This window comes from Pseudomonas sp. lyk4-R2A-10, from assembly GCF_030209075.1.
Taxonomy (GTDB): domain Bacteria; phylum Pseudomonadota; class Gammaproteobacteria; order Pseudomonadales; family Pseudomonadaceae; genus Aquipseudomonas; species Aquipseudomonas glycinae.
On sequence record NZ_JARVSR010000002.1, the window covers coordinates 754376 to 770187 of the forward strand.

Sequence of the window (15812 nt, forward strand, 5' to 3'; positions counted from 1 at the left end):
ATTTAAAAATGCCGTTCGCGCCCGGCGAACAGGTCGCGTAGATTGCCCCGGTGGCGCCAGACGATCAGCAGTGTCAGCGTGCTCATCGGCAACAGCGCCGCCGGTTCCTGCCAGGCCAGCAACGGCAGTGTCAGGGGTGTAGCGATCAACGCCGCCAGCGAGCTGGTGCGGGTCAGGTAGAACGTCAGCAGCCACGCACACACGGCCAGCAGCGTAGCGGGTGGATACAGGCCCAGCAGCATGCCGGCCGCCGTGGCAACGCCCTTGCCACCGCGAAAGCGGAAGTACAACGGGAACAGGTGACCGATCACGGCGCAGACGCCGATCCACGCCTGATCCTGCAGCGAAAGGCCCATTGCCGAAGCGATCAGCACCGGCAACAGGCCTTTGCACAGATCACCCAGCAGGGTCAGGATCGCGAGTTTGCGTCCGGCCAGGCGCAGCATGTTGGTGGCGCCGGCATTACCCGAGCCACTCATTCGCGGATCCGGATTTCCGGTCAGGCGGCTGAGCAAAATGGCGAAGGACAGAGAGCCGAGCAGGTAGGCGAGGATCGCCAGTAACCAAAACATGCTAACTATTCCGGGCGAGGACGCCCTGATTCTAACGGCGCATTGCGCCCTTGTCGTGCAGCGGAGAAAAGTGCTTGGACAGAGTGTTTATCGAGGGCCTGGAAGTCGACACCGTGATCGGTGCCTACGACTGGGAGCGCGGCATCCGACAGTGCCTGCGTCTTGATTTGAGCTTCGCCTGGGACAATCGCCCGGCCGCCGCCGGTGACGACCTGACCCTGGCGCTCGATTACGCCAGTGTGTCCACACGGATCCAGGCCTTTGCCGAGCAATCCCAGTATCAACTGGTCGAGACCTTCGCCGAGCGTCTGGTTGAAGTGCTGATGAATGAATTCAAGATCACCTGGGTGCGCCTGAAGCTGACCAAGCCAGGTGCCGTACCGGCCGCCAAGGGTGGTGTGGGTGTGGAGATCGAGCGCGGATGCCGCTGACCCAGGTCTATCTCGGGCTCGGTAGCAATATCGAGCGCGAAACCCATTTGCAGGCCGGTCTGGATGCCTTGTCCACGTTTCTGGTGGATATACGCTGTTCGCCTGTGTTCGAAAGCCAGCCGGTGGGAATCAAGAGCGGGCCGTTCTTCAACTTCGTGGTGTCGGCGTTCACCGATCTGCCGTTGATCGAGCTGGATCGCCGCTTGAAGTTCATTGAAGCGGACAACGGTCGTTATGCGCCGGATCGCAAGGGCTTGCCGCTGGACATCGACGTGTTGTTGTACGGCGATCTGGCGGGCAACTTCGACGGGCTGATCCTGCCTCGTGCGGAAATCCTGAAAAATGCCTTTGTGCTGTGGCCGCTGTCGCTGATTGCGCCGGATCGGGTGCATCCCGGTGCAGGAAAAAGCTTTGCCACGTTGTGGGCCGAAGCGCAGATCGATCAGGTGCTGGCACCGGTCGGATTCGAGTGGCGCGGTATTCAGCTCACGCCTTCAGATCTGTCTTGAACAGTTTGATCCGCCCTCGCGAGGGCGGATCAGGTGCTTTCAGGACGCCGCCGATTCCTTGTAAACCTTCAACGCCTTGAGCCGTTCGCGCTTGAGTGCCTCGCCCAGTTCCGGGCCTTTGAATCCCTTTTCCAGCAACGGCTGCACCGCCACGCCGCGTGCCACATTGGCCGCGCCGCGCAGGTAATCCGCCTGTGGATAACTGCGTTGCTCGAGCCCTTTGCGGCCTCGGGCATCCATCTCGCACGCGACGATGAACTCTTCGAAACGCTGTGGCCGACGGTAAACGTCAAAGCTTTGCAGCAACTCGAGCAAGGTCGAAGCCTTCAGCTCCAGGGCGCGATGCCCGTGGGTGTGATATTGGCCGACCAGCAAGGCCAGTTCCTGACAGTCCTTCGGTGCCTTGAAGCGTTCGTTGACTGCTTTGATCAACTTCAGGCCTTTGTGCTCATGGGCGATGTGCCGTGGCCATTCCTCCTCTGGAGTAAGACCTTTGCCGAGGTCGTGCAGCAGGCAGGCCCAGCGCACGGTCAGCGGTTGTTTGTGCAAGGCTGACTGCTCAAGCACGCTCAGGGTGTGAAGGCCGCTGTCGATTTCCGGGTGATGGGCTTCCGGTTGCGGCACGCCGAACAAGGCATCGACCTCCGGCATCAGCACCTTCAAGGCGCCGCAATCGCGCAACACCTGAATGAACACCTGGGGCTGATCTTCCATCAGTGCGCGGGAAATCTCTTTCCAGCTGCGTTCGGCCGTAAGGGCTTCCAGTTCACCCGATTCGCTGAGCTGACGCATCAGCTCCAGGGTCTCGGGCGCCACGTTGAAACCAAGTTCCGCGTAGCGAGCGGCAAAGCGTGCAACACGCAGGACCCTGAGCGGATCTTCGGCAAACGCGGGAGAAACGTGGCGCAGAATCCGCTCTTCGAGATCGCGCTGACCGTGGTAGGGATCGGTCAGGTTTTGCTGATCATCCTCGGCCATGGCGTTGATCGTAAGGTCGCGGCGGATCAGGTCTTCTTCAAGCGTGACCTCGGGGCTGGCGTGAAAGGTGAAACCACCATAACCGCGACCGCTCTTGCGCTCGGTGCGGGCGAGGGCGTACTCCTCGCCACTTTTCGGGTGAAGAAACACCGGAAAATCCGCGCCGACCGGGCGAAATCCCTTGGCGAGCATTTCTTCTGTAGTCGCCCCGACCACCACCCAATCGATATCGGTGACCGGTTTGCCCAGCAGGCGATCACGTACCGCACCGCCGACCTTGTAAATCTGCATAAAAAACCTCCGTTGGCCCGACAGGATAACCCTTGCGCCGGACTTCTGGAGGTCTCAACGGAGTCAAAGATGAATGACGGCCAGGTCGAGTCGACCGTAATCCCCCTCGCTGTGTTCGCTGCGGGGCGGAACATGATGGGTCTTCATGATCTGGTCGCCTTGCAGGGTTTCCAGATGAATGTCGAAGCCCCACAGCCGGTGCAGGTGTTTGAGGACCTCCTCGGTGGAGTCGCCCAGCGGTTTGCGGTCGTGTTGCTGGTGGCGCAGGGTCAGCGAGCGGTCGCCGCGGCGGTCGATGCTGTAGATCTGCACGTTCGGTTCGCGGTTGCCCAGGTTGTATTGCGCGGCCAGGGTCTCGCGGATGATCCGGTAACCGCCCTCGTCATGGATTGCGGGCACCAGCAGATCGTCCTTCTGATCGTCATCGAGGATGCTGAACAGCTTCAGGTCGCGGATCACCTTGGGTGACAGGTACTGCAGGATGAAGCTCTCATCCTTGAAGCTGCTCATGGCGAACTTGATGGTCGACAGCCAGTCGCTGCCGGCGATTTCCGGGAACCAGCGGCGGTCTTCTTCCGTGGGCTCTTCGCACATGCGCCGGATGTCGCGATACATCGCAAAACCCAGCGCATAAGGGTTGATACCGTTGTAATAAGGGCTGTCGAACCCCGGCTGGAACACCACGCTGGTGTGGGACGTCAGGAACTCCATCATGAAGCCGTCCGTCACCAGGCCTTCGTCGTACAGGTCGTTCATCAGCGTGTAGTGCCAGAACGTCGCCCAGCCTTCGTTCATCACCTGAGTCTGGCGCTGCGGATAGAAATACTGGGCGATCTTGCGCACGATCCGCACGATCTCGCGCTGCCAGGGTTCCAGCAGCGGGGCGTGTTTCTCGATGAAATACAGGATGTTTTCCTGCGGTTCGGCCGGGAAACGAGCGTTGTCCTTGTCGCTGTATTTGTCCGCGCCTTTGGGTATGGTGCGCCACAGGTCGTTGATCTGCTTCTGCAGGTGCTCTTCGCGATCCTTTTGCCGACGCCGCTCTTCTTCGGCGGAAATCGGGTACGGACGTTTGTAGCGGTCGACACCGTAGTTCATCAGGGCGTGGCAGGAATCCAGCAGATCCTCCACGGCATCGATCCCGTGGCGCTCCTCGCACTGCATGATGTACTGCTTGGCGAACACCAGGTAATCGATGATCGAACTGGCGTCGGTCCAGGTGCGGAACAGATAGTTGCCCTTGAAGAAGCTGTTGTGGCCGTAGCAGGCATGCGCGACCACCAGTGCCTGCATGCAGATGGTGTTTTCTTCCATCAGGTAGGCGATGCACGGATCCGAGTTGATCACGATCTCGTACGCCAGCCCCATCTGCCCGCGACTGTAGGATTTTTCGGTGCTGAGGAAGTGCTTGCCGTAGGACCAGTGGTGATAGCCCAGCGGCATGCCGACCGACGCGTAGGCGTCCATCATCTGCTCGGCGGTAATCACTTCGATCTGGTTGGGGTAGGTATCCAGGGCATAACGGGCCGCGATACGGGCGATTTCACGGTCGTACGTCTGGATCAGCTCGAATGTCCATTCCGAGCCGGTGGAAATGGGTTGGCGCTTCTGCTCTTTGGCGGTCTTGGCGGTCATGTCACTAACCTGCGCTGGAAGAGTTCACGGAAGACCGGATAGATATCCCCGGCCGAGACCAGTTGTTGCTGGGCAAAAGTGTCGGAAAAAGCTTCGGCGATGCGTTCGTATTCGTACCACAAGGCCTGATGTTCGCGCGGGGTGATCTCCACGTAAGTGTAGTACTGCACGAACGGCATGATCTGGTTGATCAGGATGTCGCGGCAGATCGGCGAGTCGTCGTTCCAGTTGTCGCCGTCGGAAGCCTGGGCGGCGTAGATGTTCCATTCATTGCTCGGGTAGCGCTCGGCCATGATCTCCTGCATCAGTTTCAAGGCGCTGGAAACGATGGTGCCGCCGGTCTCGCGGGAATAGAAGAACTCCTCTTCGTCGACTTCGCGGGCGCTGGTGTGGTGGCGGATGAACACCACGTCGATCTTGTCGTAGTTCCGCTTGAGGAAAAGGTACAACAAGATGAAAAACCGCTTGGCGATGTCCTTGGTTGCCTGGGTCATGGAGCCGGAAACGTCCATCAGGCAGAACATCACGGCTTTGGAGCTTGGATTGGGTTGCTTGACCAGCAGGTTGTATTTCAAATCGAACGTATCGAGAAACGGCACGCGATGGATACGCGCACTGAGTCGTTCGATTTCTGCTTCAAGATCCTGAATATCCCCGAAGTTGTCCGGTTCTTCGCGTTTGAGTCGCGCCAGTTCCTCCTTGACCTCGCGCAGTTTGGCGCGGCTGCTGCCCGATAACGCAATGCGCCGGGCATGGGCCGAGCGCAGGGTACGGATAATGTTGATCCGCGAAGGGTTGCCCTCGTTGCTGATCCCCGCACGTACGGTCTTGAAAGTGTCGGTGCCGGTCAGGTTGCGCTTGACCAGGTTGGGCAGTTCGAGGTCCTCGAACATGAATTCGAGGAATTCTTCCTGGGTGATCTGGAAGACGAACTCGTCCATGCCTTCACCGGAGTTGCCGGCCTTGCCCGGCCCACGGCCACCACCACCTCCCGGCGGACGCGCGATGTGTTCGCCAGCGGTGAATTCCTTGTTGCCGGGATGAACCACGGTCTGCTTGCCGCCGCGACCATGGTGAAGCACCGGTTCGTCGATATCGCGACCAGGGATGCTGATCTGCTCGCCGTGCTCCATATCGGTGATGGAACGCCGGCTGACCGCCTCTTCGACAGCCTTCTTGATGTGGTCACGGTAACGCCGCAGGAAGCGCTGACGGTTCACCGTGCTCTTGTTCTTGCCATTGAGACGTCGGTCGATCACATAGCTCATGACTGCTCCTTAGAAGCTGTCCTGCCAAGGGGCGAGCGGTCATGCAGCATTGAACCGAATGCCAAGGGACGTACACGCTCCCCCAAGCGCTCTGGGTGCTGCCTGCACCTCGCTACCGCCTTTCGAACACCTTCCAGAGGCCTGTGTAGCAGAAAATGCGCGCACAGGCCTCGGGCTGACGACAACCGGTCTGACCGGCCGCGGTTTACTGTGATTTTCTGACCCGCAGATACCACTCAGAAAGCAGTCGTACCTGTTTGTCGGTGTAGCCGCGTTCGACCATTCGTGTAACGAAGTCGTTGTGTTTCTGCTGATCCTCTTTGCTGGCCTTGGCGTTGAAGCTGATGACTGGCAGCAGATCCTCGGTGTTCGAGAACATTTTCTTCTCGATGACCACCCGCAGTTTTTCGTAGCTGAGCCAGGTCGGGTTCTTGCCGTTGTTGTTGGCCCGGGCACGCAACACGAAGTTGACGATTTCGTTGCGGAAGTCCTTCGGATTGCTGATGCCGGCCGGTTTCTCGATCTTTTCCAGCTCCTCGTTGAGGGCGACGCGATTGAGGATCTCGCCGGTTTCCGGATCGCGGTATTCCTGATCCTGAATCCAGAAGTCCGCATACAGCACGTAGCGGTCGAAGATGTTCTGGCCGTACTCGCTGTAAGACTCGAGGTAGGCGGTCTGGATCTCCTTGCCGATGAATTCGATATAACGCGGCGCCAGGTACTCTTTCAGGTAACGCAGATAGCGCTCGCGGGTTTCGGCCTGGAACTGTTCCTGTTCAATCTGCTGTTCCAGCACATAGAGCAGGTGTACCGGGTTGGCGGCAATTTCGTGCGGATCGAAGTTGAAGACCTTGGACAGAATCTTGAAAGCGAACCGGGTCGACAGACCGTTCATGCCTTCGTCGACGCCCGCCGCATCGCGGTATTCCTGAATCGACTTGGCCTTCGGATCGGTGTCCTTGAGATTTTCGCCGTCATACACGCGCATCTTCGAATAGATGTTGGAGTTTTCCGGCTCCTTCAGGCGTGACAGTACGGTGAACTGCGCCAGCATCTTCAGGGTGTCCGGCGCGCAATGGGCCTTGGCCAGGGAGCTGTTGAACAACAGCTTGTCGTAGATCTTCACCTCGTCGCTGACCCGCAGGCAGTACGGCACCTTGACGATATAGATCCGGTCGATGAACGCTTCGTTATTCTTGTTGTTGCGGAAGGTGTGCCACTCCGATTCGTTGGAGTGGGCCAGCAGAATCCCGGTGAACGGAATCGCACCGAGGCCTTCGGTACTGTTGTAGTTGCCTTCCTGGGTCGCAGTCAGCAATGGGTGGAGCACCTTGATCGGTGCCTTGAACATTTCGACGAATTCCATCAGGCCCTGGTTGGCCCGGCACAGCGCACCGGAGTAGCTGTAGGCGTCGGCATCGTTCTGCGGGAATTCTTCGAGTTTGCGGATATCGACTTTGCCTACCAGCGCGGAGATGTCCTGGTTGTTTTCGTCACCCGGTTCGGTCTTGGCCACGGCGATCTGGTTGAGGATCGACGGGTACAGCTTGACCACGCGGAACTGGCTGATGTCTCCGCCGAATTCGGCCAGGCGCTTGGTGGCCCATGGCGACATGATGGTGTTCAGGTAGCGCCGTGGAATGCCAAAGTCTTCCTCGAGGATCGCGCCATCTTCGGTGGCGTTGAACAGACCCAGTGGCGATTCGAATACCGGCGAGCCCTTGATGGCATAGAAGGGCACTTTTTCCATCAGTTGTTTCAGCTTCTCGGCCAGGGACGACTTACCGCCGCCGACAGGGCCGAGCAGATAGAGGATCTGTTTCTTTTCTTCCAGGCCCTGAGCGGCATGGCGGAAATACGACACGATCTGGTCGATGCATTCTTCCATCCCGTGGAAGTCTTCAAAGGCCGGATAGCGGCGGATCACCTTGTTGGAAAAGATGCGCGACAGCCTCGAATTGGTCGAGGTGTCGAGCAGTTCCGGTTCGCCGATGGCCATTAACAGACGCTCGGCGGCGGAAACGTAGGCACTGCGATCCTTTTTGCACAGTTCCAGGTACTCCTGCAGGGAGAATTCTTCCTGGCGTGTGGACTCGAAGCGTTGTTGGAAGTGGCTAAAGATACTCATGACGTCACCTCGCTCGATACGTGGAGCCGACGCCGGATCACTCAGTCGATGCTGGCAGCAGCCGCGATGGCAGCTGTTGTTTACCCCCCAGAACCCTTCCGCGATCGACAATCGCGAAAGTCACTCCCGATGACCCGTGCGCCGGTGTACCGGCTCTCCCCTGTTTTGGATGGCCTGGGCTTAAGGATAGTTGGGAATTCGGGAGGTAAAGGCGAGATACGTAATTAGTTGTGGCAGACCGTTCGTCTGCCACCGCGCGAGCCCACGGGAGCCGGGGCTTGCACGTTACAAAAAAATTATTCGGAGGTGCCTTGCGCGGTTTCCGAAGGAAAAGTCGTACGCCACAGTTCGAAGCCGCCGTCCATGCTGTAGACGTCGGAGAAGCCCTGGCTTACGAGATACGCGGCGGCACCCTGGCTCGAGTTGCCGTGGTAGCAGACCACGACGGTCGGGGCATCGAGGTCGGCGCCCTGGATGAAAGCATGCAGGGAATGATTATCCAGATGCTTCGAGCCGCTGATGTGCAGTGCGGCAAATGTTGCCGGGTCACGGACGTCGACGACCACGGCGCCTTGTTCGCGCAGGGCCTGGGCCTGTTCCGGGGGGATACGTTTGAATTCGCTCATGGCGGGCTCCTTTGGCTCGGCTGAAAACGCAGTCTAGCGCGGGGCGCTGACGGGAGAAGATTCGGTGATCAGTGGTGCGACGGTGGGCAGGGCGGCCCCGTGTTCGTCGCATTTGCATGACAGCCGTTCGCCGCTGTCGACATTCATCAGGGTCAGGCTGCCGCCCCAGACGCAACCGGTGTCGAGGGCGCAGATGCCGGGCTCGTGGACGTTGCCTTCCAGCGCGGCCCAGTGACCGAAAATGATCCGCAGGCCACGGGTCTTGCGCTCCTTGTGCTGGAACCAGGGCTTGTAGCCCGGCGGCGCGGTGTCGAGGCCTTCCTTGCTCTTGAGGTCGAGCTTGCCTTCGGCGGTGCAGAAACGCATGCGGGTGAAATAATTGGTGATCACCCGCAGGCGTGTCACGCCTTTGAGGTCGCTGTCCCATTTCGCCGGCTCGTTGCCGTACATACCGTCGAGGAAGGGTGGAAGAAGGTTGTCGTCACGCAGCGCGGTCTCGACTTCTTCAGCGTACTTGAGCGCCTTGCGCAGCGACCACTGCGGCGGGATGCCCGCATGTACCATGGCCACTTCGCGCTGCTCGTCGTAGTGCATGAGTTTTTGCTGGCGCAGCCATTCCATCAGTTCGGCGCAGTCGGGCGCTTCAAGGATTTCACGCAGCGTGTCGGACTTCTTCAGGCGCTCGATGTTCTTCGCCGCTGCCAGCAGGTGCAGGTCGTGATTGCCGAGAACACACACCAGCGACTCGCGCATGCCATAAAGGAAGCGCAGGGTTTCCAGTGACTGCGGACCACGATTGACCAGATCGCCGACCAGCCACAGGCGATCCAGAGCCGGGTCGAACGCGACCTGCTGGAGCAGGCACTTGAGCGGTTCGAGGCAGCCTTGGAGGTCGCCGACGGCATACGTCGCCATCAGTGCAGGGCTCCGGGAACGGCGAGGCGGAAGGGCTTGATGATCGCATCGAAGTGCTTGCCGTCGTCGGCGACCATTTCGTAACTGCCTTGCATGGTGCCGACCTTGGTGGTCATCACCGTGCCGCTGCTGTAGGTGTGGCTTTTGCCAGCGCCGATCAACGGTTGCTGGCCAACCACGCCGGCGCCGCGCACTTCTTCGACATGCCCGTCGCCATCGGTTATCACCCAGTGGCGCGACATCAGGCGGGCCGGTTGCTCGCCATTGTTCTGCACGGTGATGGTGTAGGCGAAGGCAAAGCGCTCGTGCTCGGGTTGCGATTGGTCTGCCAGATAGTGGGTAACGACACTGACATCGACCTGGTAGCGAGGATCGGACATGCAAAAGGCCTTAAAAACGAAGCGGGACGCGGGGCGTAGCTGATTGGGATTCAGTCTAGGCAAGTATCGGGCAGTAGACCAGAGTTGGCATCCTGCCCGATAGCGATCATTGCCGGTCAGTCGGCTTCAGGTGCTTTCGCCGGCTGTTCGGCGAGCTTGTCGGCCAGACGTACGAACGCGGCCAGATCGAGTTGCTCGGGGCGCAGGCTGCCATCGACTCCGGCGGCTTCGATTTCGGCATTGCTCAGCAACTGCTTGAGGGTGTTGCGCAGGGTCTTGCGGCGCTGATTGAAGGCTTCACGCACCACGCGCTCGAGCAGGCGATGATCCTTGGCCGGATGCGGCAGCACCGCGTGCGGTACCAGGCGGACGATCGCCGAGTCGACTTTCGGCGGCGGATTGAATGCGCCCGGGCCGACGTTGAACAGGTGCTCGACCCGGCAGTGGTACTGAACCATGATCGACAGACGGCCCCAGTCACCGCCACCGGGACCGGCGGCCAGACGCTCGACCACTTCCTTCTGCAGCATGAAGTGCATGTCGCGGATGATGCCGGCGTTGTTCAGCAGATGGAAAATCAGCGGCGTGGAGATGTTGTACGGCAGGTTGCCGACCACACGCAGGCTGTTCGGCGCAGCGTTCAGGCTGTTGAAGTCGAACTTCAGCGCATCGCCCTGATGCAGGTTGAAATTGCTCTTGCCGGCGAACTGCTGGTTGAGGATCGGGATCAGGTCCTTGTCCAGTTCCACCACATCCAGCTGTGCGCCGGAGTTGAGGATGCCGGCGGTCAGTGCGCCCTGGCCCGGCCCGATTTCCAGCATGCGGTCGCCGGCCTTGGCATTGATGGAGCGCAGGATGCGGTCGATGACGCCGGCATCGTGCAGGAAGTTCTGGCCAAAGCGTTTGCGCGCCTTGTGTTGGTATTGCTCGGTCATAAACGGGTCTCGGCCATCTGGTAGGCGGTTTCCAGGGCGGTTTCCAGGCTGCCGGTGTCGATCCTGCCGCTGCCGGCCAGATCCAGGGCGGTGCCATGGTCGACCGAGGTGCGGATGATCGGCAGGCCCAGGGTCACGTTGACTGCAGCGCCGAAGCCTTTGTACTTCAGCACGGGCAGGCCCTGGTCGTGGTACATCGCCAGCACTGCGTCACAGTGCTCCAGATATTTGGGGGTAAACAGAGTGTCGGCAGGCAGCGGGCCACGAAGGTCCATGCCCTCGCCGCGCAGGCGCTCCAATGTGGGTTCGATGATGTCGATTTCTTCATGGCCCAGGTGTCCGCCTTCGCCGGCGTGCGGGTTGAGTCCGCAGACCAGGATACGCGGTTGGGCGATGCCGAATTTTTGTTGCAGGTCGGCGTGCAGAATCCGCGTGACCCGTTCCAGGCGCTCCGGCGTGATCGCATCGGCAATGTCGCGCAAGGGCAGGTGAGTGGTGACCAGCGCCACGCGCAAACCGCGGGTGGCGAGCATCATCACCACTTGGGCGGTGTGGGTCAGGTCGGCGAGAAACTCGGTGTGACCGGAAAACGCGATGCCCGATTCGTTGATCACGCCTTTGTGCACAGGCGCGGTGATCATCCCGGCGAAGTCGCCGTTCAGACAGCCATTGCCGGCGCGGGTCAGGGTTTCGAGGACGAATGCGGCGTTGGCCTTGTCCAGTTGCCCGGCGACCACGGGGGCGCTGAGCGGGGTGTCCCAGACGTACAGGCTGTTGGCGGGCGCGGGAGCGTCCGGCCAGTTGTCAGGCGCCACTTCCAGCAAGCTGACAGCCAGCCCCAGCTGCGCGGCCCGCTCTTGGAGCAGGTCGCGGCTGGTGATGGCAATCAGGGGGTGTGGCTGGGCTTGCGAGGCGAGCAGCAGGCACAGGTCGGGACCGATGCCGGCCGGTTCGCCGGGTGTCAGCGCGAAACGCTTGGGTTTCACTGCGCTGCCTGGTCTGCACCAGGGAGTTTGATCTCAACGTACGCTTCGTCACGGATCTGACGCAGCCAGGTCTGCAGCTCTTCGTCGTATTTGCGGTTACGCAGTACGGTCATCGCTTGCTGCTCACGGGCCTGTTCGGTGCTGTCAGTGGCGCGACGGCCAAGGACTTCCAGAACGTGCCAGCCGTACTGGGTCTGGAACGGCTTGGACAGCTGACCCTGCGGGGACTTGGCCATCACGGCGCGGAATTCCGGTACCAGTGCGTTCGGGTCGATCCAGTTCAGGTCGCCGCCGTTGAGGGCAGAGCCCGGATCTTCCGAATACTTCTTGGCCAGTTCGGCGAAATCTTCACCGGCTTCGATGCGGTTGTAGAGCGATTGGGCCAGTTCCTTGGTCTTGGCTTCGTCGCGAACCGGACTTGGCTTGACCAGAATGTGGCGCACATGCACTTCGTCGCGCATCTGGCTCTCGCCACCACGTTTTTCCAGCAGCTTCAGGATGATGAAACCACCCGGAGTGCGTGCCGGTTGAGTGATGTCGCCAGTCGCCATGCTGCTCAGTTCACGGTCGAACGGCGGTGGCAGTTGAGCGGCTTTACGCCAGCCCATATCGCCGCCTTCCAGCGCGTTGTCACTGGCGGAGTTGGCCACGGCCATCTGGCCGAAGTCAGCACCTTGCTTGAGCTGTTGGTAAACGTCCATCGCCTTGCGAGCGGCACTCTGAATCGCTTCGGAGTTGGCGCTTTCCGGGGTCGGAATCAGGATGTTGGCCAGGTGCAGTTCTTCGGACAGTTGCATCTTGCCCAGATCGGAGGCGAGGAAGTTCTTCACTTCCTGTTCCGAGACCTGAATGCGCTCGGCCACGCGGCGCTGGCGCACACGGCTGATGACCATTTCGCGGCGGATCTGCTCGCGAGCGTCCTCATAGGACAGGCCATCACGGGACAGGGCGATACGGAACTGTTCCGGGGTCATGTTGTTGCGCTGGGCAATGGTGCCGACAGCCTGGTTCAGTTCTTCATCGGTGATGCGGATACCGGAGCGTTCGCCGATCTGCAGTTGCAGGTTTTCGACGATCAGGCGCTCGAGCACCTGTTGATCCAGCACGCCCGGAGGCGGCAGACCGCCGCCACGCTTGGCGATGGTTTGCTGAACTTCGTGGACGCGTTGATCCAGCTGGCTCTGCATGACCACATCGTTGTCGACGATGGCCACCACTCTATCGATGGACTGCACCGCGGCGTTGGCCGCGGTACCCAGGAACAGCGCGCCCAGCATCAGCGGGCGCAGACAATCAGAAAGCTTGGTCTTCACGTTGACGATAACCTTGGATGCCTTTGTCGAGGAAGCTCTCTACCTTGGCGCCGGTGAGGCCGCCGAGTCCCTTCAGAACAATTTGGAGGAAGACGCCGTGGTCGCCTTTTTCGTTTTCCGGGGCGTTCTGACTGAATTCGTCATAGCTGACCCAGTAACGGTTGATCAGGCGCAGTTTCCAGCAGCAGTTGTCATATTCGAAACCACCGAAGGCTTCCAGCGTGCGATTGCGGTTGTAGTCGTACTGCCAGCGGCTGATCGCGCTCCACTGCGGAACGATCGGCCAGATGACCGAGAAGTCATGCTGCTGGATCTTGTAGTAGTCCTTCACGTAGCCAGGCTGGCCCGGTGTGCCGTAGTCACCGCCGCCCACCGACCATTTACCGGTGTTCTGGTCGTAACGAACCTGGTCGTTGCGATAGCGATAACCGACGTTGACCACCTTGTTCGGGTTGTCTTCAGGCTGGTAGTGGAGCATTGCACTGCCGGAGCGTGGGCTGCGGCTGTCCGGATCCCAGTTGTAATCGGCAGTGGTGCGCCAGTCGCGGTTCCAGCGGTACTCGTATTCCAGAGCGTACGGCGAAACATTGGAATGCGCGTCGTCGCGGGTCTTCGGATCAATGCCCGGCAACTGGACTTCACGATCCTTGAAGTAGAGTGCCTGACCGATACTGATGCGTTGACGCTCGAAGCCGTCTTCCTCGATCCAGCGGTTGTCGATGCCCAGCGACAGTTTGTTCTCGTCACCGACGCGGTCGGAGCCGGAGAAGCGGTTGTCACGGAACAGCGACGCATAGTTGAAGGTGTATTCGCTGGTATCGAAGACTGGAATGTCTTCCTGGTCTTTCTCGGGTACATAGAGATAGAACAGGCGAGGTTCCAGGGTCTGGCGATAATTCTTGCCGAACCAGGTGGTGTTGCGGTCGAAGTACAGGCCGCCATCGATGCTGGCGATCGGTACGCCACGGTTCTGGCTGCTGCCGAATTCACCGCCGACATAGCGGGTGCCGGTCGCGGCTGCCGCGTTCTGTTGAGCGACGATCTGGCTCTTGCCGGTCCCGTCCAGATCCAGCTGGTACTGGGTGTACTGGTACTTGAGCGATGGCTTGAGGAAACCGTAGGTCCAGTTGAGCGGCAGGCTGACGCTTGGCTTCAGGTTCAAACGATCGCCGTTGGCACGGGCCAGGCCGATGACGTTATTGTCCAGGCGGCGTTCCACAGTGCCGTCTTCATTAACGAAGTTGCCATTTTGCAGGTCACGGTCGAAGCGAACGACCTCGGTCTCGTAATCGAAGTTCAGACCTTCCGGGTGATACGGCAGCTGACCATTGAAGGTGATCTGCGGCAGACGGTCATACGGTGTGATGTTCGATACGGTGGCAAGTTGGTAGGCCTGCGCATTCAGGCGCGCGGTGTAGTTGTCGCCACGATAGGTAACCGAGCCCTGCTGGTTCACGAAGTCGGCGCTCTTCACACCGATCTGATCGGTCTGCAGATCCTGGAAGTAGTACGGATCGCTGATCTTGGTGTAGTCCACCTGGGTGAACACGCGGGAGTCGAGACCACCCTTGTGTTGCCAGTTGTACATGTAGCGATTCTTCTGGTAGTCGGTCTGTTTGCTGCGCTCGGTTTCCTCGTCGTTGAGGAACGCCGCACCGAACTGCCCTTCGCTGGACTTGGTGAGGTAGCGGAATTCGCCCTCCATCAACAGACCGCGTTTAGCCATGTAGCGTGGATACAACGTGGCATCGTAGTTCGGTGCCAGGTTGAAGTAGTACGGGGTCACCAGCATGAAGCCGGTGTCGCTGCCGGTGCCGATGGTCGGCGGCAGGAAACCCGACTGACGACGATCGTCGATCGGGAAGTAGATGTACGGGGTGTACAGGACCGGAATGTCCTTGACCCGCAGCGTCACGTTGGTCGCGGTACCGAAGCCGGTGGCAGGGTTCAGGGTGATGTTGTTGCCCTTGAGCTGCCAGGCGTTGCTGTTCGGTTCGCACGTGGTGTACGTGCCGTCCTTCAGACGGATGATCGCGTTTTCGGCACGCTTGGCGTACAGCGCGTTACCGCGGATGCGCGACTTGTGCATGACGTATTCGGCGTTGTCGACCTTGGCTTCACCGGTGTCGAGCTGCACATCGGCGTGGTCACCGACGATCAGCGCGCCGTTGTCGCGAATGCGCACGTTGCCGGCCAGTTCGCCACGGCTTTCGGCCTGATACAGGTTGGCCTCGTCGGCTTCGACCTGCATGCTGCCCTGACGCATGACCACGTCACCGGCCAGACTCGCAACCTGCGAATCCTGCTGATAACGCGACGCCTTGGCGCCGATGAAGGTCGGGGCGTCACTTTTATTCGTCTTGTCATTCATGCCAGGACGAATCGGTTCGATATAGGAACCAGAGCAGTAAGGACCGGTCTCGGCCAGTTGGGCGGCGGTGAGCTTCTCGCGCGGAACCCAGTCGAGGTGACTGTAGTCTTCGCTACGGGATTTCAGGCCACGGCCCTTGGACTCGGTAACCAGTACCGGCTTGGGCCCGGACTCCGCAGTGGAGCCGCTCTCGGCCGGGGCTTCGCCAGCGGCGCTGACGGCACTGCCGTCATGCACGGGACGCGGCGGCAAGGCAGCGGCCGGCGTCTTCGGCGAGCAGGCCCAGCCACCCGTTGCCGAGACGGCGCAGTCATACTGCTCGGCGGCAACAACGAATGAACTGGCCAGAGGTTGCATAGCCAGCAGACTGCCGGTTACCAACAACGGAAATTTTTTACGAAACGCGGGGGATTTCAATGCCATCTTATTAGTCCGGGCTTCCTGCGTGCCATCTGCCCGCGGTGTGGGCCGCAC

Annotated in this window: 14 protein-coding genes; 2 read left to right on the top strand and 12 right to left on the bottom strand. The window is 60.1% G+C overall.

The window, feature by feature from the left end:
* Window positions 1-2: 2 nt before the first annotated feature.
* On the bottom strand, window positions 3-572 hold the full coding sequence (gene plsY, locus QRN46_RS05760; protein WP_285354387.1) for a glycerol-3-phosphate 1-O-acyltransferase PlsY: 570 nt from the start codon (window positions 570-572) through the stop codon (window positions 3-5).
* Between the two features lie 74 nt (window positions 573-646).
* Between plsY and folB the strand changes: the two genes are divergently transcribed.
* Together folB and folK are read left to right on the top strand one after the other, a co-directional pair.
* Entirely contained in the window at window positions 647-1003 is a 357-nt protein-coding gene (folB, locus tag QRN46_RS05765) for a dihydroneopterin aldolase (protein WP_011336216.1), read from the top strand.
* The gene (gene folK / locus QRN46_RS05770) at window positions 994-1512 is read left to right on the top strand and encodes a 2-amino-4-hydroxy-6-hydroxymethyldihydropteridine diphosphokinase (RefSeq protein WP_011336215.1); all 519 of its coding nucleotides are present in this window, start codon (window positions 994-996) and stop codon (window positions 1510-1512) included. The genes folB and folK overlap by 10 nt, the downstream gene beginning before the upstream one ends.
* 39 nt (window positions 1513-1551) lie before the next feature.
* Here folK and QRN46_RS05775 read toward each other — a convergent pair whose 3' ends face one another.
* The 11 genes from QRN46_RS05775 to QRN46_RS05825 all read right to left on the bottom strand — a co-directional run bounded on the left by QRN46_RS05775 (window position 1552) and on the right by QRN46_RS05825 (window position 15761).
* Entirely contained in the window at window positions 1552-2781 is a 1230-nt protein-coding gene (locus tag QRN46_RS05775) for a multifunctional CCA addition/repair protein (protein WP_285354388.1), read from the bottom strand.
* A gap of 63 nt (window positions 2782-2844) precedes the next feature.
* Window positions 2845-4416, bottom strand: coding sequence for a SpoVR family protein (locus QRN46_RS05780; RefSeq protein ID WP_011336213.1), 1572 nt, complete (start codon window positions 4414-4416; stop codon window positions 2845-2847).
* Window positions 4413-5684: a YeaH/YhbH family protein gene (locus QRN46_RS05785; RefSeq protein WP_011336212.1), complete on the bottom strand. Its 1272-nt coding sequence runs from the start codon at window positions 5682-5684 to the stop codon at window positions 4413-4415. Before QRN46_RS05785 ends, QRN46_RS05780 begins: the two co-directional genes overlap by 4 nt.
* A 205-nt stretch (window positions 5685-5889) precedes the next feature.
* A complete protein-coding gene (locus QRN46_RS05790) occupies window positions 5890-7812 on the bottom strand; it encodes a PrkA family serine protein kinase (RefSeq protein ID WP_011336211.1) in 1923 nt (640 codons plus the stop codon).
* Window positions 7813-8108: 296 nt separating this feature from the next.
* Window positions 8109-8438 (bottom strand): thiosulfate sulfurtransferase GlpE, encoded by a 330-nt coding sequence (glpE, locus tag QRN46_RS05795; RefSeq protein WP_007959911.1) that lies wholly within the window; start codon window positions 8436-8438, stop codon window positions 8109-8111.
* Window positions 8439-8471: 33 nt separating this feature from the next.
* A complete protein-coding gene (locus tag QRN46_RS05800) occupies window positions 8472-9353 on the bottom strand; it encodes a symmetrical bis(5'-nucleosyl)-tetraphosphatase (RefSeq protein ID WP_011336210.1) in 882 nt (293 codons plus the stop codon).
* On the bottom strand, window positions 9353-9733 hold the full coding sequence (apaG, locus tag QRN46_RS05805; RefSeq protein ID WP_011336209.1) for a Co2+/Mg2+ efflux facilitator ApaG/CorD: 381 nt from the start codon (window positions 9731-9733) through the stop codon (window positions 9353-9355). The genes QRN46_RS05800 and apaG overlap by 1 nt, the downstream gene beginning before the upstream one ends.
* 116 nt (window positions 9734-9849) lie before the next feature.
* Window positions 9850-10668: a 16S rRNA (adenine(1518)-N(6)/adenine(1519)-N(6))-dimethyltransferase RsmA gene (gene rsmA, locus QRN46_RS05810; protein ID WP_011336208.1), complete on the bottom strand. Its 819-nt coding sequence runs from the start codon at window positions 10666-10668 to the stop codon at window positions 9850-9852.
* On the bottom strand, window positions 10665-11654 hold the full coding sequence (gene pdxA / locus QRN46_RS05815) for a 4-hydroxythreonine-4-phosphate dehydrogenase PdxA (RefSeq protein ID WP_011336207.1): 990 nt from the start codon (window positions 11652-11654) through the stop codon (window positions 10665-10667). The genes rsmA and pdxA overlap by 4 nt, the downstream gene beginning before the upstream one ends.
* Window positions 11651-12967: a peptidylprolyl isomerase gene (locus QRN46_RS05820; protein ID WP_285354389.1), complete on the bottom strand. Its 1317-nt coding sequence runs from the start codon at window positions 12965-12967 to the stop codon at window positions 11651-11653. The genes pdxA and QRN46_RS05820 overlap by 4 nt, the downstream gene beginning before the upstream one ends.
* On the bottom strand, window positions 12948-15761 hold the full coding sequence (locus tag QRN46_RS05825) for an LPS-assembly protein LptD (protein ID WP_011336205.1): 2814 nt from the start codon (window positions 15759-15761) through the stop codon (window positions 12948-12950). The genes QRN46_RS05820 and QRN46_RS05825 overlap by 20 nt, the downstream gene beginning before the upstream one ends.
* Window positions 15762-15812: the final 51 nt, after the last annotated feature.